General features: G+C 67.1%; 21 protein-coding genes and 1 pseudogene. 13 read left to right on the forward strand and 9 right to left on the reverse strand.

What is annotated here, in order from left to right; translation table 11 throughout:
• Nucleotides 1-82: 82 nt before the first annotated feature.
• Both C487_RS09870 and C487_RS09875 read right to left on the reverse strand, forming a co-directional pair.
• On the reverse strand, nt 83-298 hold the full coding sequence (locus tag C487_RS09870) for a hypothetical protein (RefSeq protein WP_006185601.1): 216 nt from the start codon (nt 296-298) through the stop codon (nt 83-85).
• A gap of 442 nt (nt 299-740) precedes the next feature.
• Nucleotides 741-902, reverse strand: a complete 162-nt coding sequence (locus tag C487_RS09875; protein WP_006185602.1) for a preprotein translocase subunit Sec61beta — start codon at nt 900-902, stop codon at nt 741-743.
• 118 nt (nt 903-1020) lie between these two features.
• Between C487_RS09875 and C487_RS09880 the strand changes: the two genes are divergently transcribed.
• Complete coding sequence (locus tag C487_RS09880; RefSeq protein WP_006185603.1) at nt 1021-1290, forward strand: thioredoxin family protein; 270 nt, start codon at nt 1021-1023, stop codon at nt 1288-1290.
• A 191-nt stretch (nt 1291-1481) separates the two neighbouring features.
• Here the strand turns inward: C487_RS09880 and npdG are convergent, their stop codons facing one another.
• Nucleotides 1482-2162 (reverse strand): NADPH-dependent F420 reductase, encoded by a 681-nt coding sequence (npdG, locus tag C487_RS09885; protein WP_006185604.1) that lies wholly within the window; start codon nt 2160-2162, stop codon nt 1482-1484.
• Nucleotides 2163-2461: 299 nt separating this feature from the next.
• Complete coding sequence (locus C487_RS09890) at nt 2462-2719, reverse strand: hypothetical protein (RefSeq protein WP_006185605.1); 258 nt, start codon at nt 2717-2719, stop codon at nt 2462-2464.
• Nucleotides 2720-2827: 108 nt separating this feature from the next.
• Between C487_RS09890 and C487_RS09895 the strand changes: the two genes are divergently transcribed.
• From C487_RS09895 to C487_RS09910, 5 genes and pseudogenes are all read left to right on the forward strand, one after another.
• Entirely contained in the window at nt 2828-3622 is a 795-nt protein-coding gene (locus C487_RS09895) for a glycerophosphodiester phosphodiesterase (RefSeq protein WP_006185606.1), read from the forward strand.
• 290 nt (nt 3623-3912) lie between these two features.
• Nucleotides 3913-4047: a hypothetical protein gene (locus C487_RS21705; RefSeq protein WP_275039936.1), complete on the forward strand. Its 135-nt coding sequence runs from the start codon at nt 3913-3915 to the stop codon at nt 4045-4047.
• Nucleotides 4040-6597: pseudogene (locus C487_RS09900) on the forward strand (cbb3-type cytochrome c oxidase subunit I). The gene C487_RS21705 and the pseudogene C487_RS09900 overlap by 8 nt, the downstream one beginning before the upstream one ends.
• A gap of 142 nt (nt 6598-6739) precedes the next feature.
• Nucleotides 6740-7507: a Nif3-like dinuclear metal center hexameric protein gene (locus C487_RS09905; protein WP_006185607.1), complete on the forward strand. Its 768-nt coding sequence runs from the start codon at nt 6740-6742 to the stop codon at nt 7505-7507.
• 326 nt (nt 7508-7833) lie between these two features.
• The gene (locus tag C487_RS09910; protein WP_006185608.1) at nt 7834-8979 is read left to right on the forward strand and encodes a hypothetical protein; all 1146 of its coding nucleotides are present in this window, start codon (nt 7834-7836) and stop codon (nt 8977-8979) included.
• Between the two features lie 418 nt (nt 8980-9397).
• Here the strand turns inward: C487_RS09910 and C487_RS09915 are convergent, their stop codons facing one another.
• Nucleotides 9398-9784, reverse strand: a complete 387-nt coding sequence (locus C487_RS09915; RefSeq protein ID WP_083864581.1) for a pyridoxamine 5'-phosphate oxidase family protein — start codon at nt 9782-9784, stop codon at nt 9398-9400.
• A gap of 104 nt (nt 9785-9888) precedes the next feature.
• Here C487_RS09915 and pdxT point away from each other — a divergent pair, with 104 nt between their 5' ends.
• Nucleotides 9889-10506: a pyridoxal 5'-phosphate synthase glutaminase subunit PdxT gene (pdxT, locus tag C487_RS09920; protein WP_006185610.1), complete on the forward strand. Its 618-nt coding sequence runs from the start codon at nt 9889-9891 to the stop codon at nt 10504-10506.
• A 598-nt stretch (nt 10507-11104) separates the two neighbouring features.
• Nucleotides 11105-11545 (forward strand): hypothetical protein, encoded by a 441-nt coding sequence (locus C487_RS09925; protein ID WP_006185611.1) that lies wholly within the window; start codon nt 11105-11107, stop codon nt 11543-11545.
• A 13-nt stretch (nt 11546-11558) separates the two neighbouring features.
• On the opposite strand, the gene C487_RS09930 is transcribed toward C487_RS09925, so the two are convergent.
• The 3 genes from C487_RS09930 to C487_RS09940 all read right to left on the reverse strand — a co-directional run bounded on the left by C487_RS09930 (nt 11559) and on the right by C487_RS09940 (nt 15117).
• Nucleotides 11559-11975, reverse strand: a complete 417-nt coding sequence (locus tag C487_RS09930) for a desampylase (protein WP_006185612.1) — start codon at nt 11973-11975, stop codon at nt 11559-11561.
• A complete protein-coding gene (locus C487_RS09935) occupies nt 11972-12967 on the reverse strand; it encodes an ABC transporter substrate-binding protein (protein WP_006185613.1) in 996 nt (331 codons plus the stop codon). The genes C487_RS09930 and C487_RS09935 overlap by 4 nt, the downstream gene beginning before the upstream one ends.
• Nucleotides 12968-13251: 284 nt before the next feature.
• Nucleotides 13252-15117: a molybdopterin biosynthesis protein gene (locus tag C487_RS09940; RefSeq protein ID WP_006185614.1), complete on the reverse strand. Its 1866-nt coding sequence runs from the start codon at nt 15115-15117 to the stop codon at nt 13252-13254.
• Nucleotides 15118-15243: 126 nt separating this feature from the next.
• On the opposite strand from C487_RS09940, the gene C487_RS09945 reads away from it, so the two are divergent.
• The gene (locus C487_RS09945) at nt 15244-16371 is read left to right on the forward strand and encodes an EstA family serine hydrolase (protein WP_006185615.1); all 1128 of its coding nucleotides are present in this window, start codon (nt 15244-15246) and stop codon (nt 16369-16371) included.
• 120 nt (nt 16372-16491) lie between these two features.
• Here C487_RS09945 and C487_RS09950 read toward each other — a convergent pair whose 3' ends face one another.
• Complete coding sequence (locus C487_RS09950) at nt 16492-17814, reverse strand: molybdopterin molybdotransferase MoeA (RefSeq protein ID WP_006185616.1); 1323 nt, start codon at nt 17812-17814, stop codon at nt 16492-16494.
• A 314-nt stretch (nt 17815-18128) separates the two neighbouring features.
• Here C487_RS09950 and C487_RS09955 point away from each other — a divergent pair, with 314 nt between their 5' ends.
• The 4 genes from C487_RS09955 to C487_RS09970 all read left to right on the forward strand — a co-directional run bounded on the left by C487_RS09955 (nt 18129) and on the right by C487_RS09970 (nt 23209).
• Complete coding sequence (locus C487_RS09955; RefSeq protein ID WP_006185617.1) at nt 18129-18491, forward strand: Hsp20/alpha crystallin family protein; 363 nt, start codon at nt 18129-18131, stop codon at nt 18489-18491.
• A gap of 75 nt (nt 18492-18566) precedes the next feature.
• Nucleotides 18567-20213, forward strand: coding sequence for an ABC1 kinase family protein (locus tag C487_RS09960; protein WP_006185618.1), 1647 nt, complete (start codon nt 18567-18569; stop codon nt 20211-20213).
• A gap of 87 nt (nt 20214-20300) precedes the next feature.
• Complete coding sequence (locus C487_RS09965) at nt 20301-21974, forward strand: asparagine synthase-related protein (RefSeq protein WP_006185619.1); 1674 nt, start codon at nt 20301-20303, stop codon at nt 21972-21974.
• A gap of 125 nt (nt 21975-22099) precedes the next feature.
• The gene (locus C487_RS09970) at nt 22100-23209 is read left to right on the forward strand and encodes an enolase-like domain-containing protein (RefSeq protein WP_006185620.1); all 1110 of its coding nucleotides are present in this window, start codon (nt 22100-22102) and stop codon (nt 23207-23209) included.
• Nucleotides 23210-23294: the final 85 nt, after the last annotated feature.

Consider the following 23294-nt stretch of genomic DNA (forward strand, 5'->3'; position numbering starts at 1 on the left):
ATCGTCATCGGCCATGCGACTCTACTGCCGTCGTTCCAAAGACGGTTTGGGTTCGCTCGAGCGATCGCTGCTGACCGCAGACTTACGAGCCGCGTTCCGTGTCCGCGGTCGCGACGGCCGCGTTCCACTCGTCGATCAGGTTCTCGAGTCGGTCCGTGTTGCCGTGTGAAAACATCCGCTGGGCGCGGTCGGCGGCCGTCCGCGGATCGGCGACATCGCTCGAGGCGGTCGGTCGCGTGCGAGTGGTCGTTCGTGTCGGTTCGGCGTCGGTCGGTGGCTGCAGTGGTTGTGTGCTCATGTCGGTCGGGATTGAAGTATCGTCGGAGATCGGTACTCGTCGGCAATGGCGAACTCAGGCTGCTACGTGTACGACCGACATCTGTACCTCCCCCTTTCCGCCACTAGGACATAAAAGTTCATGATAGATTCAATATCTGCGAGGGAGTGTCCGGTAACGGATAGTACGACGAAACCAACGCGAATAGAGGGACCGAGTACTGGAGCCGCGTCCGTCACACGTGTTTCGTGACTCGAGCATCGCCGCCGTCCGGAACCTCGGGGCGGACCGCGAGGCCGGCGAGTGTTGGCTCCGTCGGCGCGGACACGCGAGTGCGGGTCTGACCGACTCATGAGGCGGCAATCGATCGCGAACGAGTCGCTGATCGGTCTAGAACAGCGACGGCAGTGCGCTCGCTACTCGAGTCGACGGACCACGCAAGCGGCGGGGTCGTGGACCCGCGTTACGAGACGAACGTAAGCAGTTGGACCAGTACGCCCAGCAGGACGCCGAACGCGATGACCGTCTTGGGATCGATTCGAATGGCGTTCGAGTCCTCGGAGTCGAAGTACCGGACCAATCCGGCACTGGACATCAGCCCGCCGGTGTTCTGTCCTTTATCCATACTCGTTCCTACGGGGCCCCGAAACTAAACCTTTCGACCGTGCCGCGTCGCCGATCACGGCAACTCCTTGGGCGTGGGAAACCCTTATGCGCGGCGCGGGGCAACTAGCGTTGACCGCATGACTGTCACACTTAAGGACTTCTACGCGGACTGGTGTGGCCCCTGCAAGACCCAGGATCCGATCCTCGAGGAGCTCGAGGACGACTGGGGGGGCCGATTCGAAGTCGAGAAAGTAAACGTCGACGAACAACAGGACATCGCCAACGAATACCAGGTCCGATCGCTGCCGACACTGATCATCGAAAACGACGACGGTATCGTCGAACGCTTCGTCGGCGTCACCCAGCGCGACGACATCGAGGACGCCCTCGAGTCGGCCGGCGCGTAGGGACGACCACTAGCGTGTTCATTCGTTCGATCGTTCGAATCGGGAAGCCGAAGCGCCGTCCCGTGCCGATTCGCGCTTGCGTCGGAAGAGCGACGAACGGGTCGCACCGAGTCGGCGTCGCCTCTCGTGGCCGCTGACCGTCACGACACACGTAGTCGCACGAAGGCTGTGCGAGCGGCGTGCAAACCAGATCAGTTGCTTCCACCGATCCACTTCACGCCGACATCGTGCATTTCCTCGTTGTACTTCGCGATGTTGATGACCAGCGGCGTGACGCTCTCGACTTCGGCGGCGTTGGCCAGCGGCCCGGCCTCGAGCGCGCGCAGTCCCTCGATCTCGTTGGCGACCGTCAGGACGGTGTCCGCGGCGGCGTCGTCGTCGGCAACGACGAGCGTGTCGAGATCGAGATCGTTCTCGAGGTTCGAGAGCGCGTCGGCCGCGAGGTTGTGGAAGGCACCGACGACCGGGACCCCGTCGGGGGCTCGCTGTGCGACGAGTTGAGTGACGCTGCCGGCTTCCGGCGGGTGATAGTGAAGGCCGTCCTCGTCGCCCTGCATGCCGACGGCGGGGGTGACCAGCACCGAGTCCGAATCGAGGCTATCGGCGACCGCGTCGACCGTATCGCCGGCGTAGTACGGCGGGACGCTGAGGATCACGACGTCCGCGCGATCGGCCGCCATCTCGTTGCCGAAGCCCTTGATGTCGATCTCGTCGGTCCGGTCCGCGAGCGCGTCTTCGTACTCCGCGACTGCGTCGCGGGCCTTCTCGGGGTCCCGCGAGCCGATGAGGATCTCGTGGCTCGTATCGCGTGCAAACCGCAGCGCGAGTCCTTCGCCGATATCGCCGGTGCCGCCGAGTAGTGCAATTCGCATACGCACCTCTCGGGACGGCACTCGAATAAAAGGGCCGGGGCGCGGCCGATCTCGCCGGGTTCTCGGACGGCTCGAGCGGAGCAGCGATCGGTGAGATTCCGATCCGAACGCCGGTATCAACGGCGGTGACGCGTCCTGTGATGCGATGAGGAAAGCGCAACCGAGCGACACGAGTGAGCGAATCGGGCGGAGCGGACGTGGGCTCCCCGTGGGTGGCGGGCAGCGGACGCCGCGGTCACCGCGAGTCTCCAGCAGTCGGATCACCGGCGGGAGTGGCCGTCCCGCCGTCGGGATACCGCTCAGGGGGCGTCGTCCTCGGACGGGCTCATCGCCGACCCGAGTCCGCTGTCGTAGGCGTCGCGCTCCGACACCTCGCGGAGCCGTTGCTCGAGTCGTGTCTCGAGTTCTTGCCGGCGTTCCTCGTCGATATCGGGCTCGGTCGACAGCGCCTGCACGTCCTGTCGGGCCGTCCGTAACACGGAGATCGCCGCCTCGGTTTCGAGGTCGGCCGCGCGATCGAGGGCGCGCTCGGCGTCCGCGAGCGTGGGGTCGGTCATAGGGGCGGTTCGCGGGGCAGCCGGATTAAAGACGGGCCGGGACGCGCCACGTCATCGCCTCGAGCGGGACGCCGCAGCTTCCATTACCCCGCCGGTCGACGGACCACTATGGCCCGTCCCGCCGTTATCGCCCACCGCGGCTTCGCCGGCGTTGCACCCGAGAACACCGTCGAAGCGGCGACGCGAGCGGCCGAGCACGAGGAGACCGCGATGATCGAGATCGACGTGCAACCGGCCGCCTGCGGAACCCCGGTCGTCGTTCACGACGAGCGTCTCGCGGCGTCCCGCGACGGCCGCCCACTGACCGACGCGACCGGGTTCGTCCGGGAGACGCCGCTCGAGGTGCTTCGGGAGGCGCGAGTGCTCGGGACCGACGCGACGGTCCCGACGCTCGCCGCGTTGCTCGCGGCCGTCCCCGAGACGGTCGGCGTCAACGTCGAACTGAAAAACCCCGGGACCCGGGAGCGACGACCCGGCGAATCGCTCCCGCCTGCCGAGTGCGCCGAGCGCCGCGCGATCTGGCAGCCGTTCGTCGACCGCGTCGTCGCCGACTGTGCGGCCTTCGACGGCGACCTGCTCTTTTCGTCGTTCTGCGAGGGGGCCATCGCAGCGCTGCGCGAGAGTGCCGCGTACGCGGCCGCCCCGCTGTTCGGGGACGACCTCGCGGCCGGCCTCGAGATCGCACGCCGGTACGACTGCGAGGCGATCCACCCGCCGCGAAACGCCGTTCTCGAGACGGCCGACGACGGCGGGTGGGACGCCGACCTCGATCGGGACATCGTGGAAGTGGCCCACGACGAGGGACGGACGGTCAACGCCTGGACGGCGCGGAACTGGGTCCAGTTCGACGCGCTCGCGGCGGCCGGCGTCGACGGGATCATCGCGGACTATCCCGGGTTATAGTAGCACCTGAACGTCGTTGTACACCTGATCGCATGATCGCGTTGCGATTCGTGTGTCGATCGTTTCAGGTGCTACTATAGGTGGGTGCTCGAGCGACCGGGCGCACCACTCGACCTGACAGCGGCGGAGCGTCGGTTCGAGACGGTCGGAGCCGTTCGGTGACTCGAGACGAATCGCGGTCGAACGCATACAAACGCCGATATGGCCGAGACGACACGTCGGACCGACGGTCGAACAAGTATCGCCTGCAGACGCACCGGACACCTTGATACGGAGCATCGTCGGAGGCTATGGTGCTTATGAATCTCGTCGCCGCTCCGACGAACCGTCTCGGCGGCCGACTCGCGATCGAGACGGGCGGCTCCGACCCGCAGCGAGCGCGACTCGGGACGCGGGGAGGGCAGGAGGTGCGCGTCGATGAGTGAGTTGCCGCCGCGGACGACGATCAAGCGGTGGCTGGTCACGACCAACCACAAGGACGTCGGGATTCTCTACCTCGCGACCTCGGTTTTCTTCCTGCTGGTCGGCGGCGTTCTCGCCCTGCTCTTTCGCACGCACATGTGGGAGTCCGGCGGGATCGGCCTGCTCGAGAACATGGAGTTCAACCAGTCGGTGACGAACCACGGCCTGTTGATGGTGTTCTGGTATCTCTCGCCGTTCGCGTTCGGGTTCGCGAACTATCTCGTCCCCCTTCAGATCGGGGCGAAGGACCTCTCGTTCCCGCGACTGAACGCCATGAGCTACTGGTTCTATCTGTTCTCGGGGATGCTCCTCGCCATCGCGTTCTTTCAGGAGCGAGCCTTCGCCGGCGGCTGGACGATGTACGCGCCGCTGAACGTTCCCATGTACAATACGGCGATGGCGGCGACGGCCGGCGGGACCCTGACGATCCTCGCGCTGGTCCTGTTCGTCATGTCGACGACGATCGCGACGGTTAATTTCCTCACGACGATCCACTACGAGCGTGCGGAGGGGATGGGTCTGTGGAACATGCCGCTGTTTACGTGGTCGATACTGCTGACCGTCTGGATGATGCTGTTCGCGTTCGCGGCGCTGCTGGCCGCCCTGCTCTTGTTGGTCACCGATCGGGTCCTACTGACCCAGTACTTCGCGACCGATCGGGGCTCGAGCCTGCTGTGGGCGCACATCTTCTGGTTCTTCGGCCATCCGGAGGTGTACATCGTCTTCTTCCCGGCGCTCGGGGTATTGTTCGAGACGTTCCAGACGTTCTGCGGTCGGCGACTGGTCGGCCGCAAGTGGGTTATCATCGCGATGGTCCTCGTCGCGGTCCAGTCGTTCCTCGTCTGGATGCACCACATGTTCCTGACGACGATCAACCTCCCGATCAAGACGCTGTTCATGGCGACGACGATCGGGATTTCGCTGCCCTTCGACCTGATGGTCTTCGCGCTGATCTATACNCGACGATCAACCTCCCGATCAAGACGCTGTTCATGGCGACGACGATCGGGATTTCGCTGCCCTTCGACCTGATGGTCTTCGCGCTGATCTATACGATGGTCAAAGGGCGCGTTCGATTTACCACGCCGTTCCTGTTCAATCTCGGCGCGCTGGTGTTGTTCATCCTCGGTGGGATCACCGGCGTCTTCCTTGGTGCCGTCGTCCTCGACTACCAGTTCCGCGGCACCTACTGGGTCGTCGCACACTTCCACTACGTGATGGTCGCCGGATCGACGGCGCTGGTCGGCGGCATCTACTACTGGTGGCCGAAGATCACCGGCAAAATGTACGACGAGACGCTCGGGAAACTCCACTTCGCGGTCTACTTCATCGGCTTCAACCTGCTGTACTTCCCGATGTTCATGGCCTGGGAGACGCCGCGTCGCGTCTTCCATTTCGGGACGGAGTTCACGCTCTATCACCGGCTGGCGACGGTCGGTGCCTTCGTCCTCGGCGCGTCCTATCTCATCATGTTCTACGCGCTCGGCAAGAGCCTGCGCTCGGGCCCCGACGCGCCCGACAACCCCTGGGCGTTTTCGCGAACTGCAGAGTGGGCGACGACGTCGCCGCCGCCCCTCGAGAACTGGCCGGACCGTCCAAGCTACGCCAGCGGGAAACTCGAGTTCGTCGACGACGCGACGGCCGCCGACGGCGGGGCGGCTACACGCGAGCAGGCCGCCCAGACCGAACCGCTCGAGGCCGACCACGAGGACCACGCGAGCATCTGGCCGTTCGGAGTGGGAATCGGCATGTTCGTCACGTTCCTGGGGCTCTCGGGACTGACGCCCTGGGTCGCCGACTTCGCCATCGCACGCGGTGCCGAACTCCAGCAGACCGGGTCGACCGACCTTCTGCACCCGATGTTGTTCGTCGGCGGCATCGCGATCCTCGGTTATACGCTGTTCGAGTACGGCCGCGAGCGATTCCACGCACCCGATCAGGCGATCGCCGAGCGCTGGCCGTTCGAGGGCGTCGGCGGCACGAAACTCGGCGTCTGGTTCTTCCTGGCGTCGGACGTGGTCGTCTTCGGTGCCGCCATCGGGGCGTATATCTTCATGCGCCTGCACGCCGGCTGGGGCACGTTCGAGACGGTACCGCCCTCGGAGGTCGTCGGCCTCGTCAACACCTACGTGCTGTTGACCTCGAGCTTTACCGTCGTCCTCGCGCTCATCATGGCCGAACGCGAGCACAAGCGCGGCCTGTTGGCATCGCTGGGGGCAACGATCGTGCTCGGACTCACGTTCCTCACGGTCAAGGGCTACGAGTGGAGTCTGGAGTTCGCACACGGCATCTACTGGTTTACCGACCTCGAGTATTCGCTGTACTTCGTGACGACCGGCCTGCACGCGTTCCACGTCATCCTGGGCCTGCTCATCGCGTCGTTCATGTTCTACCGGATCATGTCCGTCGATGCCTATCTCCGGGATCATCGGCCGGTCGAGTACTTCGGCCTGTACTGGCACTTCGTCGACATCGTGTGGGTGATCCTGTTCCCACTGTTCTACCTGATGTAGGACAGTCGGAACCGCGTTTCCGCACGGGGTGGTCGACCCGAACGGGATTGTCGACTCGCCCGCGAGACCGTCGTGACGACGCCCGTCGCGCGATCGAGCTGAATCAACCGAATACAAGGCCTCCCGCGCCGAACGGGTCGCTATGGAACTCTCGAGCGTCGTCGACCGACTCGACGAGGAGCTCCGGACCGCCGACTACGCCGATCTCGACGCCAGCGCGAACGGGCTGCAGGTCGGTCCCGAGGACCGCGACCTCGAGCGCGTCGCGTTCGCCGTCGACGGCGTCCGTGAGACGGTCGACCGCGCGGTCGAGGCCGACGCGGACCTGCTGGTCGTCCATCACGGGCTCTCGTGGGGCGGCTTCGATCGCGTGACCGGCCGGACCTACGATCGGATCGCCCCCATGATCGAGAACGACCTCGCGCTGTACGTCTCGCATCTCCCCCTGGACGGCCATCAGCAACTGGGCAACGCCGCCGGCGTCGCCGACCTGCTCGGACTCGAGGACCGCGCCCCCTTCGGCGAACTCGGCACCGAATACGTCGGCCAGCGGGGAACGGCGGGCGACCCCTACGCGCCCGACGCCCTGCGCGACCGGCTCGAAACGACCCTCGAGACCGGCGGCCAGCCGGTCCAGCACCTCGACTTTGGCCCCGACGAGATCGAGGACGTGGCGATCGTTACCGGCAGCGGGGTCGACTGGCTCGACGAGGCCGTCGACGCCGATGCGGACGCGCTGGTGACGGGGGAAGGCAAAGGGAACGCCTACCACGAGGCCCGGGAGGCCGGACTGCACGTCTTCCTCGCGGGTCACTACGCGACGGAGACCTTCGGCGTGCGATCGCTACAGGACCGCGTCGCGGAATGGGGCCTCGAGACGACGTTTCTCGACGTGCCGACCGGGCTGTAAGCCACGAGCGTCGTCGGTTTCCGGAAGTCCCATCGGACAGCCCAGATCGCGCCTCGAACGGGTATCCGCGGCTTACAGTCGCGTCGTCTATCGACAGCAAGAGCCTCGTGTAGCGGGCCACGGTAACGATCCGCCATCGACCGCGGCGGTGCAGCCGTCCGCAGTGTCGTCGCTTTGATCGCCGTCACAGCAGGACGCACGTACAGTTCGGTTACAGCGATCGAAGTCGCTGCTAGGCCTCTCGAGAGTTTTTCAGCTGGTTGATAACAATAGTGCCCGCCGTGGACGACGCGAGTGGCCCCGACCCTCGTTCGGGACCGATACGCATGACACGGTTACCACATTCACGACGCGACTATCTGCTGGCGCTCGGCGCGACCGGCGCGGTCGCTGGCAGCGGTGCGATCGTCCTGTCGAGTGCGAGTTCGGACGACGATGACGACGAGACGGATGCCGACGAACCACTGACTGAAGCGGACGACAACGACGATAACGCCGATCAGAAGAACAAAACGGACGACCATGCCGATCACGAGGAGACGGACGGAGACGACGCGGACGCGATGGACGAACTCGAACTCGAGGCGATCGGGTACAGAACCACCGAGGCGGAGACCGGATCGACGCTGGACGCCGCGTTCCGCGTCCACAACCACGGGAAACCGGACGTAACGGTCGAGTGGTCGGTAACCGACGGCAAGCGATCCGGGTCGGTATCCGTCGCCGCGAAAGACGCCACCTCGTTCTGGGTCAGGGGTCTCGAGGACGCGAAAGCGGCGGTCACGCTCTCCCACGACGGGACGGAGATCGCGACGAAAAAGGTCGATTCGAAGACGGAACTCGATCGGAAAACGAAGCCGAAAGGCGAACGGATCGAGTTCATCGACTGTCAGACGGTCCGCGTCGTCGGCGACTTCGAGGAAGTCGTGATCGAGGCGTCGTTCGACGGCGACGACTTCGGAAACGTGCGAGGCCCGGTCGGCCCGGTCGACGGCGAGCGGACGATTCACGTCTCGGAACTCGAGTCGGCACCCGAGAACTCGAGACTCGACGCGGCGGAGGCGTTCCGCGACGCGTCGAACACCATCCCCGGAGGCGGCGCGATCAGAGTCGCGAATCCGGAGTTAGTCGAATGCGGGAAGGAACTGTTCGACGAACCCGAGGACGAGGAGTTCATCGAGTTCATCGACTGTCAGACCGTTCGTATCGTCGGTAACTTCGCCGAGGTTCGGTTCGAGGTGGTGTTCAACGGCGAGGGGATCGGCAACGTGATGCCGTTTATCGGGCCGGTCGAGGGCGAACGGACGGTGTCCATCGACGAACTCGAGGATGCGCCCACGGGCTCGATCATCCTCGAGGCGGAAGCCTACCGCGAGGGAACGCCCACCATTGCTGGATTCGGGGAGTTACGGGAGACGAACCCCGATTCAAAGCAGTGTCAGGAGGAGTTCTTCGGCGAAGTCATCGCCTGAGAGTCCCGTTGCAGGGTCCACGCGACTGCCGAATCGGACTCCTGTGACGGCGCGTGTCGGCCCGGCCGGTCGAGACGCAGACCGAGTACCGAACGACGTTCTTGTCGGCCCACGGCAGCGGACCGAACCGCGGCGTTGCAACCGCTTGCCCATTCAAGCATGATAAGCGACGAGTACGACCACGGACGCGGACGATGTTTCGGTCTCCATCGACGAATCACACGCTCCCGCTGGTGGTCGCCGCGGCTCGCGAACTGAGCCCGCAGTGCTCGAGGCGGACGGGTCGTACTATCGGTCGGTCATTCACATCGGTCCGAACTGGGGGCCGCGTCCCGAGATGATGGCAGCGGGTTCGACAGCCTTCCGGTGCGTCCCTTTCGAACCTGCGTCGCGACGGGAAGTGACGGGTTCGGAGCCGTCAGTACGTCCGATACGTCGCCGAACCGATGTCGATCCGGACCAGCGTGTTGTCGGCGTGGGCGTCGGGGTCCGCGTGATACTTCTCGTTGATCCGGCGACGGGCCGCCGCAGTCTCGTCCGCATCGTCGACGACCTCGGCCGTCCCGAGCAGCGTCACCATCCACTCGGTCTGGCCCGCCTCGTCTTGCTGTACCGAGAGGGCGACCCGCGGATTCCGCCTGATGTTCGCCAGCTTCCGGCCCGTCGTCACGACCGCCACGGTTTCGTCAGCGTACCGGTACCAGACCGGCGCGACGTGGGGTCGTCCGTCGACGCTAGTCGCCAGATGTGCCATCAGCGGGGCGCTCTCGAGCAGCCGGGCCGCCGTCGGTGGCACCGTCGTCACGGTCGTGTCGCCGACCGGGAGGGACAAAAGCGCCTGCCATGGCGGTGCCGGCGTGCGAGTCCCGTGCCGCGACCTTTTTTACCGCACCGTCCATACCCGCGGCCATGTCACTGACTGCGGGCGTCGTCGCGGTGCAGGGCGATGTCGAGGAACACGCGGCCGCTATCGAACGCGCCGCCGCGGCCCGCGACCGAGAGGTCACGGTCCGCGAAATCCGCGACGCGGGGATCGTTCCCGACTGTGACCTGCTCGCGATGCCCGGCGGCGAGTCGACGACCATCTCCCGACTGCTCCACAGCGAGGGGATCGCCCCCGAAATTCGGACCCACGTCGCCGCCGGCAAACCCCTGCTCGCGACCTGTGCCGGCCTGATCGTCGCCTCGAGCGACGCCGGCGACGACCGGGTCGACGAACTCGGACTGCTCGACGTGGGCGTCGAGCGCAACGCCTTCGGCCGACAGAAGGACAGTTTCGAAGCACCGCTTGCGGTCGCGGGCCTCGACGATCCGTATCCGGCGGTGTTCATTCGGGCACCTGCGATTGCGACGGTCGGCGACGCCGACGTGCTCGCGTCGTGGGACGACCGTCCCGTCGCGGTTCGGGACGGCCCCGTCGTCGGGACATCGTTCCATCCCGAACTGACCGCCGACAGTCGGATTCACGGCCTGGCCTTCTTCGAAAACGAGGCCGCAGCGGTGCCGTCGCTCGAGGGGCGGAGTTGAAGTTCGTGGCGGCCACCGCCGTCAGGGCTCCGTTTCAGCCGCCGGAGGGGCGGACAGCTCGGAGGCGTCGTCGGGCGTGTATTCCACGTCCCACGTCGAACTGGCAGCGGTCGCGGCATCGATCATCGAAATCGGAGTGCTCGTACCGGGTTCCAGCGCCGTGGTGACCTGCACCGAGCAGGCGGAACGGTTCGAGTAGCGCACTGCCTCTCTCGAGATAACAGTCCCGGTCCAGTTTGCTCTGTGACTCGTTGCAGTCGGGCAATACCACCCGATAGATGACGTGAGAGCGGTACTCGAGTCGACCTGTTGCTTCGCGCACTGGAGGCGTGCCGCACCATCGAGCGCGCCGATCGAGTCCGACGGTTTCGGACTGCGAGGAGTTGGCGCGTTCTTTCAGCCGCTGTACTACTCGAACACACGCCAGTCACGATCCCCGCCGAGGCGGCTGATTTCTGGCAGCGGAACCACGAAACCCCTGCTGCCCCACCTGTCAATCGACTCTGAACAGTGCCAGTCACGGAAGCGTACGTTTACGGTGCCGAAGCGGGTACGATCCGTACATGACCGCAGCTACCGACGAGACGGAGGGGACACGATGACGGGGACCGATTCGAGCGAGTCACCGGCCGCCCTCCGCGAGGACGCCGCCAGATACGACGAGATCGCCGACGGTCTCGAGGACCTGCTCGCGGAACTGCGCGACGAGGAGATCAAGGACTCGCGGCTCGAGGGACTGTTCGACGAGGTCAGCTCGAGCGATCCGAACATCTGGAACATCGTCAGTGCGTTCATCGACGTCGAAGACGGTGAGGCGGAGATCACGGACGAGTCGAAATTGGCACGGGGAAGTTGGGCTCCGGAGATCATCGAGGGGTGTGATACGCTGATCACGCTCGACATCGAGTACGGGATGATGCCCGACGAGTTCAAATACACCGCCGGCAAGAAGCTGACCCAGCGGATCGAGGAGTTCCGGGAGCAGGCGGCCGACGCGCGAGCGCGGGCGGACGACCTCGAGCGCCGCGCGGACGAGTGAGCGGCCGTCGTGGTCAGTCGCCGGCCACTCGCTCCCGCTCGAACTGTCCGTCGGTCCCCGTCCGCCAGCGCCACGACCCGATCTCGAGGGGCTCGAGCGAGACGATCACGTACGACCGGTCCGGCCAGGTCGCCCGTGCGGCGTCGGTCGCGCTCGGCCGCGGCGGGCCGCGGGGATGAGAGTGATAGAAGCCGACGATCTCCTCGCCGCGATTCTCGAGCCGCTCGAAGACCGCCAACTGTTCCTCGGGATCGATATCGTACCGCGTCCGCGGTGTGTCGGCGACGTTTTCGGTCGGATACTGCGAGTGCACGCGGCTCTTTCCGCCAGGTTCGTACTCGCCACCAAGAATTCCACAGATTTCGTCGGGGTCTCCCTCGCGGGCACGCTCGAGAATCGTCTCACGGCTGTCAGTCGGGATGACGATCACGGGTTCGAGTCGACCTCGGCTCGAGACGCGGAGTCGACTCGAGCATCGTCGTCGGGATCGGTCGCCGATTCGAGGGTCTCGAGGTCATCGAACGGAACGGCGATATCCGCGGCCGGCCCGTCGAACAGGGCCGGCTGCACGATCGGTGCCAGCGCCTCGAGCGTGTCGACCAGCCGCGGGCCGGGCCGGTTGAGGTACTGATCGCCGTCCATCGCCCAGACGCGCCCCTCTTGGACGGCCGTCAGGTCGCTCCAGCCGTCGCGCTCGGTGAGGTCCGTCGTATTCCGTGCGGTCTGTGCGAGGCCGAAGCCACAGGGGGCGACGAGTACGACCTCGGGGTCGTAAGCCCGGATTTCGTCCCACTCACGGGGGCGCGAGCGCTCGCCGACAGCGGCCAGCCCGTACTCGCCGCCGGCCCAGTCGACCAGTTCCGCCGTCCAGTGGCCCGCGATCATTACGGGCTCGGTCCAGTCGAAGACCGCCACGCGCGGGCGGTCCTCGGCGTCACTATCGGCGGCACGGTTCCGGACCGCTTCGATCCGCGACTCGAGGTCCCGTCGAACCTCCCGAGCGCGGTCCTCGCGACCGATGGCATGGCCGATCCGCTCGAGGTCCCCGAGCACGTCGCCGACGCTGTGGGGGTCGGTCGTGACGATCTCGGGCTCCACCGCTATTCGGTCGACAGCATCCTCGATGACGGCCACGTCGACCGCACAGACGTCGCACATTCCCTGTGTGACGATCACGTCCGGCTCGAGAGCGGCGAGGGTCTCGATGTCGATATCGTAGACGCCGGCCTCGGTGTCGGCGGTCTCGAGGACCTGTTGATCGATCTCACCGCTCGAGCCCGCGGCATCGATCCGCGAGCTGGTGACTGCGGGTGCTGACGCAGCGCTCGGCGGATAATCGCACTCGTGGGAGACACCGACCGGCTCGCAGCCGAGCGCGGCAACGGTCTCGGTCGCCGAGGGAAGCGTCGTGACGATTCGCATACTGCTCGTAGGGTGTGCGCGACCAAAAACGGCGGGCTCGAGGAACGACGGGAGGAACGGAGGGAGCGTGGGTGGGACGAGCGGGAACTGCGCGTTCCGCTATCGTGACGACACGGAGTAACTACATTCTCCCCAACCGATCGCCATTCACGGACACACAGGCCCGTCGCATGGGTCACGGGACCGCCGATCCCACGCCAACGCTCGCAAATTAGGGGCAGGGCTAGCACGCACCATCGCAGACGGGTGAGAGGAGACCGGAATTGGCGAAGCGCGATTCGCCGCTATCGCTTTGCCGACGCGGCGTCCGCGAGCACCGTCTCGAGTTCCCGAACCCCCTCCTTCCCCGTCCGATCGGGATTCGCGAGGACGCGCACCGGCTGCTCGCCGAGGGAGACGAAGCCCAGATCGAGGCGGTCGGCGGTCTCCCGCAGGCCGAGACCGGCGTCGGCGTCGCCCGCGATAACCTTGCGAGCGGGGCTCTCGTGGGCTCGGAGTCCGAGATCGAAGCCGTCGACCGCGTCGACGATTTCGTGGCGGTCCGTTCCTCGTTTCTCGGCAACGTCGGCGATCGAAGCACCGAGACTCGAGCGCAACCCGGAGTCGGTCGTCCGATTGACGAAGCGAAGGTCGCGGTCGACCAGATCGTCGAGGCCCTCGATCTCGTCGGGGTTGCCGGCCCGGACGACCAGCCCCCACTCGCGGTCCCAGCGGCCGATTTCGTCCGCTTCGATGTCCCTATCGAGCGGCCCCGCGACTACCGCCACGTCGGGAACGCCCTCGCGGAGCCGCCGCAGGCCTGGTCGGGAGCCGACCGAGAGGTACCGCGGGCGCTCGAGGCCGTCGAGCACCCGCGAGACCGTCGGGTCGTCCTCGCCGACCCCGAACAGCGTCGGTGGCCGGACGTCGGGGGAGAACAGCGTGACCGTGACGGACTCGCCCGCCTCGAGATAGTCGGTCTCGGGGCCGACTTCGACGACACCGTCCGCGTCGGCGAGGCTGGTCGTCGCGCCGCTGCCCTTGTCGACGGGGTAGACGAGCGTCTCGCCGTCGCCATCCGTGACCACCCCGACGGGCATGAGCCGGTGGCGACCTTCCTCGTACCGTTCCTGCCGTGCCAACTGGCCGGAGACGGTCGCGGACGCCGGCTCCGGTCTCCCGGCAGCCTCGCGGATCGCCGGCGCGACGAAGGTCCGGAAGACCATCATCGCGGAGACGGGATAACCGGGGAGTCCGACGTACGCGGAGTCGTCCAACCGCCCGATCAGCATCGGTTTCCCCGGCTTGATGCTCACGCCGTGGAGCAGCAACTCGCCTTGCTCGTCGATAACGCGGTAGATCACGTCGACCGCACTCGCGCTGGTCGATCCCGAGGAGAGGACGAGGTCACACTCGTCGGCCGCGGTCCGCAGAATCCCCTCCATCTCGTCCTGCTCGTCGCCGGCGTGGGGGTAGAGCACCGCCTCGCCGCCCGCATCCTCGACCCCGGCGGCGATGGTGTAGCTGTTGACATCGTAGATTTCGCCGCGCTCGCTCTCGAGGTCGTCGCCCGGCCGCACGAGTTCGTCGCCGGTCGAGACGATGCCGACCCGCGGCTTGGCTCGGACCGGTACCTCGTCGATCCCCAGGGCCGACAGCAGGCCGATATCGCGGGGCGTGATCGTGGTCCCGGGGCCGAGCGCGCGTTCGCCCGCGGCCACGTCCGCACCCGCGAACATGACGTTGTCACCGGGGGCGACCGCTGTGCGGACGAGAACCTCGTCACCGCCACCGTCCGTATCGGTGCGCTCCACCGGCACCATCGCGTCGGCACCGTCGGGCATCACCGCGCCGGTCGAAATCTCGGCTGCCTGCCCCGCCTCGAGTGCCACGTCCGGTTCCGCGCCGGCGTGGACCTCACCGACGACCGCGAGCCGAGCGGGGTCGGCCTCGTCCGCGCCGAACGTGTCCCGAGCCCGGAGCGCGTAGCCGTCGAGGCTCGCCCGGTCGAAGCCCGGCACGTCGAGTTCGGCGTCGAGCCGCGCCACGAGCACTCGGCCCCGCGCGTTCTCGAGCGGGACGCGTTCGATGCCCCCCTCGAGGGCCAGCGAGTCGATCGCCGCCCGTGCTTCGTCGGGGGTCGCGAGATCGCGAAACTCCTTGCGGGTCATAGCGCCCCTTCGGCCGCCGGGGCTAAAAACGTCGGTCGACTCGCCGCGGCGTTTCGGTCGCTGCGACCGCCCGTGAGAGGGGACCCCACGGCAACGGTTAAGCGTCCGCCCGAAGAGGTGCGACCCATGTCACGGCTTTCCGACACCGATCGCGAGCGCATCGCTGCCCTCTTCGACCGTCATCTCGAGGTCGGGCTCCACCACGGGGCGCAACTCGCCGTCTACGTCGACGGCGAGCCGGTGCTCGACCTGGCGGGCGGCGTCGAAGCCCCCGACGGCCCGGCGGAGACCCGCGGGACACGACACGTCCTCTTCTCGAGTACGAAACCCTACGCCGCGGTCACGCTGCACTCGCTCGTCGAGGAGGGCCACCTCGAGTACGACGACCGGGTGGTCGACCACTGGCCCGCGTTCGCCGACGAGGGGACGGAAAAGGCGGCGATCACCGTCCGGCAGGTGCTCAGTCACACCTCGGGGCTCAACCGGGGCGAGATCGACGACCGGCCCGACCTCTGGGACGACTGGGACGCCGTCGTCGAGCACCTCGAGACAATGGAGCCCACCTTCACGCCGGGCGAGACGCCGGCCTATCACGCGCTGACGTTCGGCTGGCTGGTCGGCGAACTCGTCCGACGCGTCTCCGGGATGCCGATCGAAGAGGCAGCCGAAGCGCGCGTCTTCGACCCCCTCGGCATGGACGACACCGGCATCGGTCTCCGGGAGGACGAGGACGATGATGTCGCGACGCTCGTCGGCTTCGAGGAGTTCGACCGCTGTCGCGACCCCGGCGAGGGGCTGGGCGATCACACTGAGGTCGCAGCACCGTTCAACGCCGAGGAGATCCACCGCGCCGTGATCCCCGCCGCTAACGGCATCGGGACCGCCGGGGACATGGCCCGCTTCTACGCCTGTCTCGCCAACGGCGGCGAACTCGAGGGAACCCAACTCCTCGAACCCGAGACCGTCGACCGGATGACGCGTCTCGAGGCCGAGACGGACGCCGACGGTACACTCGGCCGCGAAGGCCGGTTCGCGCTCGGGTTCTGGAAGGGCGGCACGACGGTCGCACCCTACGGTTCGCTCTCGCCCGCGCACGTGTTCGGCCACGCTGGCCTGGGCAGCAGCGTCGGCTGGGCCGACCCCGTGGAGAATATCGGCTTCTCCTACGTGACCAACGGGGTACGGGACGGCTCCTACGAACACGTCGCCCGCGTGAACGCGCTGGCGGACGCGGTTCGGCAAGTGCTCCGGTGAGTTCGTCCTCCGGAGCGTCGATCGAAACCGACCGCATCCGGGAGGTGATGCACAGCGACTCGCTGCTCCGAATCGGCGTGCACGACTGTGAACCCCGCGCTCGGGTGTTCTCGTGAAGGACTACGGATTGACTTCCCAGTTTTCGACGGCAACCGTCTCGCCGGCCGGAATCCCCTCGCGGTCGTCGTCGACGACCACCCAGCCGTCGGCCAGCGCGACGCTCGAGAGGACGCCCGACCCACTCGCCCGCGTCGGGATCGCCTCGTATCGCGGCCCGTCGGGCTCGAGGTCGGCCGCGTCGCGCTGCTCGAGTCGCACCCGCGCGAACGTCCGCGCCCCGGGTTCGCTCGGGAGTTTGCGCTCGAGGCGAGCCCGCGTGCTCGGGTGGGGGTCGGGCTCGGTCCCCTCGAGCCAGCGGAGCGTCGGCCGGAGGAACTGGACGGCGTTGACGATGCAGGCGACGGGGTAGCCCGGCAGTGCGAGCACCGGCGTCTCCTCGACGACCCCCAGACAGACGGGGTGGCCGGGTTTAAGCCCGACGCCGTGGACGAGCACCTCGCCGAGGTCGGCGATCACTTCCGGCAACAGGTCGCGCTCGCCGACCGAGGAACCGCCGGTGGTGACGACCACGTCCTTCGTCAGATCCCGCTGTATCGCCACGCGCAGTGACTCGGGATCGTCGGTGACCACGTCGCGGTAGGTCGCGCGAGCGCCCCACCGCTGGGCCAGCCGCGAGACCGTCAGTCCGTTGGTTTCGATCACCTCACCGGGACCGGGGTCGCCCGCGACGAGTTCCTCGCCGGTCGGGACGACGCCGACGGTCGGCTGCTGGGCGACCGCGACGCGGCCGTAGCCCGCCGACCGCAGCAGGCCGAGATCCGACGGCCGAAGCCGGTGGCCCGCATCGTAGAGGTGCTGCTCCGCCTCGATATCCTCGCCGACCGGCGCGACGTTTTCCCCCTCCGCGACCGCGTCTTCGATCTCGAGTTCGCCGACCGACTCGCGCTCGGTGACCCGTTCGATCATGACGACGGCGTCGGCTCCCTCGGGGAGCGCGCTGCCGGTGTGGACTCGTGCGGCCGTCCCGGGGGCGATGCTGTCGGCGGTCGCGTGCTCGTCGGTACCGGCAGTGTCAGCGGCGGGTTCGGCGATCCGCAGTACTTCCGGCGAGCGGTCGCTGGCCCCGAAGGTATCCGCGGCCCGGACGGCGTAGCCGTCCATCGCCGCCCGCCGGTAGTGGGGCACGTCTCGAGCGGCCGTAACGGGTGCGGCGAGGACGCGGCCGTCCGCGCGGTCGACATCGACGGTCTCGGTCCCGCAGGGCACGTCCGAATCGGCGTCCCCGCCCCTCGCGACTGCCGCCTGCAGAATCCGGCGCGCCTCGTCGACGGGTGTTCGGACCTTGAACCCGGCCTCCGTGCGCTCGCGGTCGGCTCCTTCCATACCCTGATTCGGGTCGCCGGACGGCAAAAGCGTGGGGGAACCCGTCGGCTGCCCGGTCGCTCGGGCGAGAAGCGGGCGTCAGCGGTCGGCTTCCGTCCCGACGAGTGTGCAGTAGCGCCACCCATGTGTCACGCCGGGCGGAGTTGATAGAGGGTGGCACACGCGCCGCTGCATCAGGGCCGGTCGGTTCGCTCTGAGACGACGGCGTCCCCGCGGTAACTGGCCGTCATCGAAACCGCCCACGGACCGCTCGTCGGGGGTGAGAGATCGCCGCGACCACGGGGTTTTTCGTATCGGGGTTCGAACCGATATCCATGTCAGCGCTCCGCGACGCGTTGCGGGACCTCTCCGAGGACGTCTTCTTCGATCTGCTCGAGAGCAACGATGCCTACCTGCTCGTACTCGACGTCCCCGGCGTCTCCGTCGAGTCGCTCGACCTCGCGATCGAGGACGGCCGCATCTCAATCGATGCCCATCGGGAGAAAACGCCGGCCGGCGACTACCAGTACGTCGAGGAAAACCGGTCGCTGTTTCTCGACGTCGACCTCCCGCTGCCCGACGATGCGTCCGATGCGGGTGCCGAGGCCGCCGTCGACCGGGGCGTCCTCGAGTTGACGCTGCCGAAACGCGGTTCCCGCGAGGAGACGACGATCGACATCGTCGACGAGGGCTCCTAACCCGGGTGACCGAGGCTGGTCTCACTTCGCGCATACAAGCGATTTGCCGTCGTCACGTGGCAGTTCCTTCCGCTGTTGCTCGCCTACGCCCGCGACCGGCGGCGGTTCCTCCTGTTCGGCCGTCCCCGGCGGGTTGAGCCGGAGACGCACCGCCACCGAGCGGAGGTGCTACTCGAGTCGCTGTTGACTCTCGGACCGACGTTCATCAAACTCGGCCAGTTGCTCTCGACGCGTCCCGACGTGCTCCCGCCGGCGTACATCGACGTCCTCGCGTCGCTGCAAGACGACGTGCCGCCGGCACCCTGGCCCGGAGCGAAACGCGTTCTCGAGGACGAACTCGGTCCCGTCGACGAGCGATTCGCGGCGTTCGATACCGAACCGATAAGCGGCGCGAGTCTGGGACAGGTCTATCGGGCGCGTCTCGACCGCGAAAGCGAGCACGCACGGACCCACACGAGCGGTGAGGGCGGCCACGACGTCGCCGTCAAGATCCGCCGGCCGGACATCGAGGACCTCGTTCGGGCCGATCTGCGGGTCATCAAGTGGTCCCTGCCGCTCCTGCTGTACTTCGTCGATGACGCCCGTTCGTTCTCGCTGGAGAACCTCGCCGAGGAGTTCTCGAAGACGATCCGTGAGGAGATGGACTACGAGCGCGAAGCGGCGATGCTCACCGAAATCCAGTCGAATTTCGCCGACGACGACGGGCTCGTGATCCCCGATGTGGTCGAAAGCCACTCCGGCCCGCGCGTGCTCACCATGGAGTACATCGAGGGGACGAAGATCAACGACGTCGACGAACTCGAGCGCAGGGGGATCGATCGTACGCGGGTCGCAACGGACTTACAGCGTGCGTACCTGCAGATGATCATCGACGACGGGGTCTTCCACGCCGACCCGCACCCGGGAAACCTCGCGGTGACCGACGACGGACGGATCGTCTTCTACGACTTCGGCATGTCGGGACGGGTCGATCCGTTCGTGCAGGACAAGATCGTCGACTTCTACATCGCCGTCGCCAATCAGGACATCGACGGCATTCTCGACGCGCTCGTCGAGATCGGGACGCTCTCCCCCGACGCGGATCGGGGCGTCATGGCCGAAGTGATGGAAATCGCGATCCAGGACGCCCGGGGCGAGGACATCGAACAGTACCGGGTCAACCAGATCGTCGGACAGATCGAGGACTCCATCTACGAGTTCCCCCTCCGACTGCCGAAGAACCTCGCGCTGATCCTGCGGGTCGCAACCGTCGTCGAGGGAGTGTGTGTCACCCTAGACGAGGACTTCGACTTCATCTCGACTGCGACCGAGTACCTGACCGAACAGGGGTACCGCGAGGAGTCCATTCGGAACTACATCGACGAGACGGGCCGACAGCTCCGCCGATCGGGCGAGTCACTGACGCGTCTCGCGCCCAAGACCGAGCGCGCGCTCGATCGGCTCGACCGGGACGACCTCTTCGTCCGTATCGGCGTCGAGGACGAGCAAAACGTCTTCGACAAACTCGCCAAGCGACTGGTCTACGGCATGCTCCTCACCATGTCGCTGTTCTCGATGGGTGTCCTGTACGCCCTCGAGGCACCCAGGGCATCGGTCGTCGCGGCGGGGTTCTCGGTGATCGTCGTCATCCAGCTCTATCGGTCGTTCCGCTCACCGACATCGATCGGCGCGCGACCGCAGTTCACGCGACAGAACCTGCGCCAGCGACGCGGCGAGGAGTAGCGCCGGTGCGTTCATCGGCGACTGACTGTCGGTTCGCGCGGAGTATCCATCCCATTACAATGTCCCGTCTGCCGGTTGGGGCTGGCAATGGCGACAGTGTTGCTCGCGAATCCGAACGCCGAGGTCGTTACCCGAGACGAGCGCCGGTGGATCATCGCCGGCACGCACCGGCGCGAACTCCGCACTGCGATCGAACGCGGCGCGCCGTTCGCAGCGGTCAAAGCGCTTCACGACTCGCTGCCCGGCGAGGGAACGGTCGTCGTCCTTTCTGAACGGGCGGCCGAACCGACGGTGCAGGCCCACCGCGGGATCACGTCGGCCTACGAAGTGTTCTACTGTCTCGACTCGAGCGGCGAACCGGTCGTCACCGACCTGTTTCGAAACGCCCTCGCGCGGCTCGAGCCGGCCGATCGGACGGTGCCGGACCGCGCGACGGCCGCGCACCTGCTCTATCGGACGACGCCGATCGATACCTACGTCGAGCGGATCCACCGGCTCGGTCACGGCGAGACGCTCACCTGGACGCCCGGCGAGACGACGCCCCGAACCGAACTGACGGAAACGCTCACGCCCGAGTCGGGACTCGCGCCCGAGAGCGCACACGAGCGACTCGACGAGGTCCTGGCGGCGGTCTGTGCCCCCGTCGCGGACGAGGCGTCGCTCATGCTCTCGGGCGGCGTCGATTCGACCGTCCTCGCGCCCTACCTGACGAACCCCACCGAGAGCGTGACCGCGTCGTTCGACACGCCCGAACTGGCGTTCGAACGTGAGTACGCCGACCGCGCGAACGAGCTCGTCGAGACCGACCGCGAGGTCGTCGAGATGGCCGAGTCGAACTACCTCGAGCGGCTCGAGGCGGCCGTCGACGCGCTGGGGCTGCCGCCCCACCAACTCCAGACGCCGACGTTCGACGGCATCTACCGCGAGTACGACGGGGCCGATACGTTGGTCAGCGGTCAGGTCGCGGACGCCGTCTTCGGCCTCAGCGGCTCGCTCGAGACCGCTCGCACCGTGTGGCGGACGCGCCCCCTCGGCTACGTCCCGCCGGTCGGTGAGAAACTCCGGCATCACCGGGACGTGCTCGATGGACTCCGGCGGCATCCGTCCGATCCCGACGGACAGGGGCTGCAGTTCGCGGTCTACACGGATATCCCGGCGGTCATCGAAGCGATCGGACGCCGGCAGTACGAGCGACGCCAGCGCGAGCGCTACAAGTACGCGATGGATCGGGTGCCCGCGGCGTCGGGGACCCGGTACGCCAGACACGTCCACGTCGGACAGTGGGTCGATTTCTTCTGCGAGGACGCCGTCACCGTCTGGCGGCAAGCCGCCCTCGCCCGCGGCTGCGAAATGTACACGCCGTTCGCGGGCAAGGCCGTCGCCGAGCTCGCGCTCGGGCTCCCCGCACCCGAGCGGTACGTCCGCGACGGCGAGCCCAAACACGTCCCGAAGCGATTGCTCGGCGAGTGGTACCCCGCGTACGACCGGCGCAAACCGAAGGGGAACGGGAACTTCCCCGCGGAGCGATTTCTCGGATCGGGGCCGCTCGAGTCGATCTTCGACCGCTACGAAATCCCCGAGTTCGCGCCGGCTGTCTCGGGCGCGATCGGCGACCGCTCCCCCGGCCTCGCGTGGAACCTGGCGGGCTACGCCGTCTGGCGCGATCGGGTTCTCCGAGCGGACGACCTCGAGCCGGTGGGCCACACCCGAACCGTGTCGGTGCCCTCCGGGACGCCCCGCTCCGAGGGGGAACCGGTGTGACCGCGCCGGCACCGTAGACGGCCGTCCCGAAGTCGGTGCGGACGGCCGAGCGGGTGCTCGTCGCTGCCTCGAGTGACGCCGCAAGCGCGCCAAGCCTCTTTTGGCCCCGAGACCGAACGACCGGTATGGACTATGATCGGCTCGCCGACCTGTCGGTGACGATCGACGAGGTATCGATCGAGCGCCGCGAGCGTGCGACCTCGAGCGATTTCACCCGCGTCACGACGGAGTTCGCCCTTTCCGGGCCGGGATCGAGCGGCGACGCCGTGGTCACCGGACGCGGCGAGGATGTCACTTACGAGACCGCGGATCACGACCGGCTGGCGGAAACGGGGTTGCCGGACCTCACCGGCGACTACACCTTCGCATCGGTGTCCGACCGACTCGCCGACCTCGATCTCTTTCCCGGCGGTGCGCCCGATCGGGCTGTCTTTCGGAACTACCGGCGCTGGGGCATAGAGAGCGCCGCGCTGGACCTCGCGCTCCGGCAAGCGGGGACCGACCTCGGGAGCGAACTGGAGCGCAGCTACGACCCCGTCCGGTTCGTCGCCAGCACCCGACTCGGCGACCCGCCGACGACCGATCGACTCGAGTCGTTGCGCGAGCGGGTGCCCAACCTCGAGTTCAAGCTCGATCCGATCCCGTCCTGGGACGACGACCTCGTCGCAGCCATCGGCGACACGGTCGGGACCGATGCGGTCCGCATCCTCGATCTGAAGGGCCAGTACGAGGGCACCGATGTCGACGTGCCGGCCGATCCCGCCCTGTACGAACGCGTCCTCGCGGCGTTTCCCGAGGCGATCATCGAGGACCCCGCGCTGACCGACGAGACGCGACCGCTGTTCGCGGACCCCGCCGTTCGAGAGCGGGTCTCCTGGGACGCCCCGATTCACGGGCTCGAGGATGTCGATGCGCTGCCCTGGGAACCCGACTGGCTCAATATCAAACCCTCGCGGTTCGGCTCGCTCGAGTCACTGTGTGAAACCCTCGCCTATTGCGCGGAACGCGACATTCGGTTGTACGGCGGCGGCCAGTTCGAACTCGGCGTCGGTCGCGGTCACCTCCAGTTGCTGGCGTCGTTGTTCTATCCCGACGGCCCGAACGACATCGCGCCGCGGGCGTACAACGACCCTGCCGTCGGCGACGGGTTGCCGACGAGTCCGCTCGAGGCCCCGGTCGATGCGGCCGGGTTCCGATGGGAGCCGTCCGCGTCGGGGTCGCGGGACGGGTGCTGAACGGGCGGTGCCGACGGTGGCCCCGACGCCGTCGTGACCGCGACGGATCGCACCCGTCAGGCTCGAGACCAGAATCGCTTTGTTG

This window comes from Natrinema pallidum DSM 3751 (assembly GCF_000337615.1).
GTDB classification, from domain to species: domain Archaea; phylum Halobacteriota; class Halobacteria; order Halobacteriales; family Natrialbaceae; genus Natrinema; species Natrinema pallidum.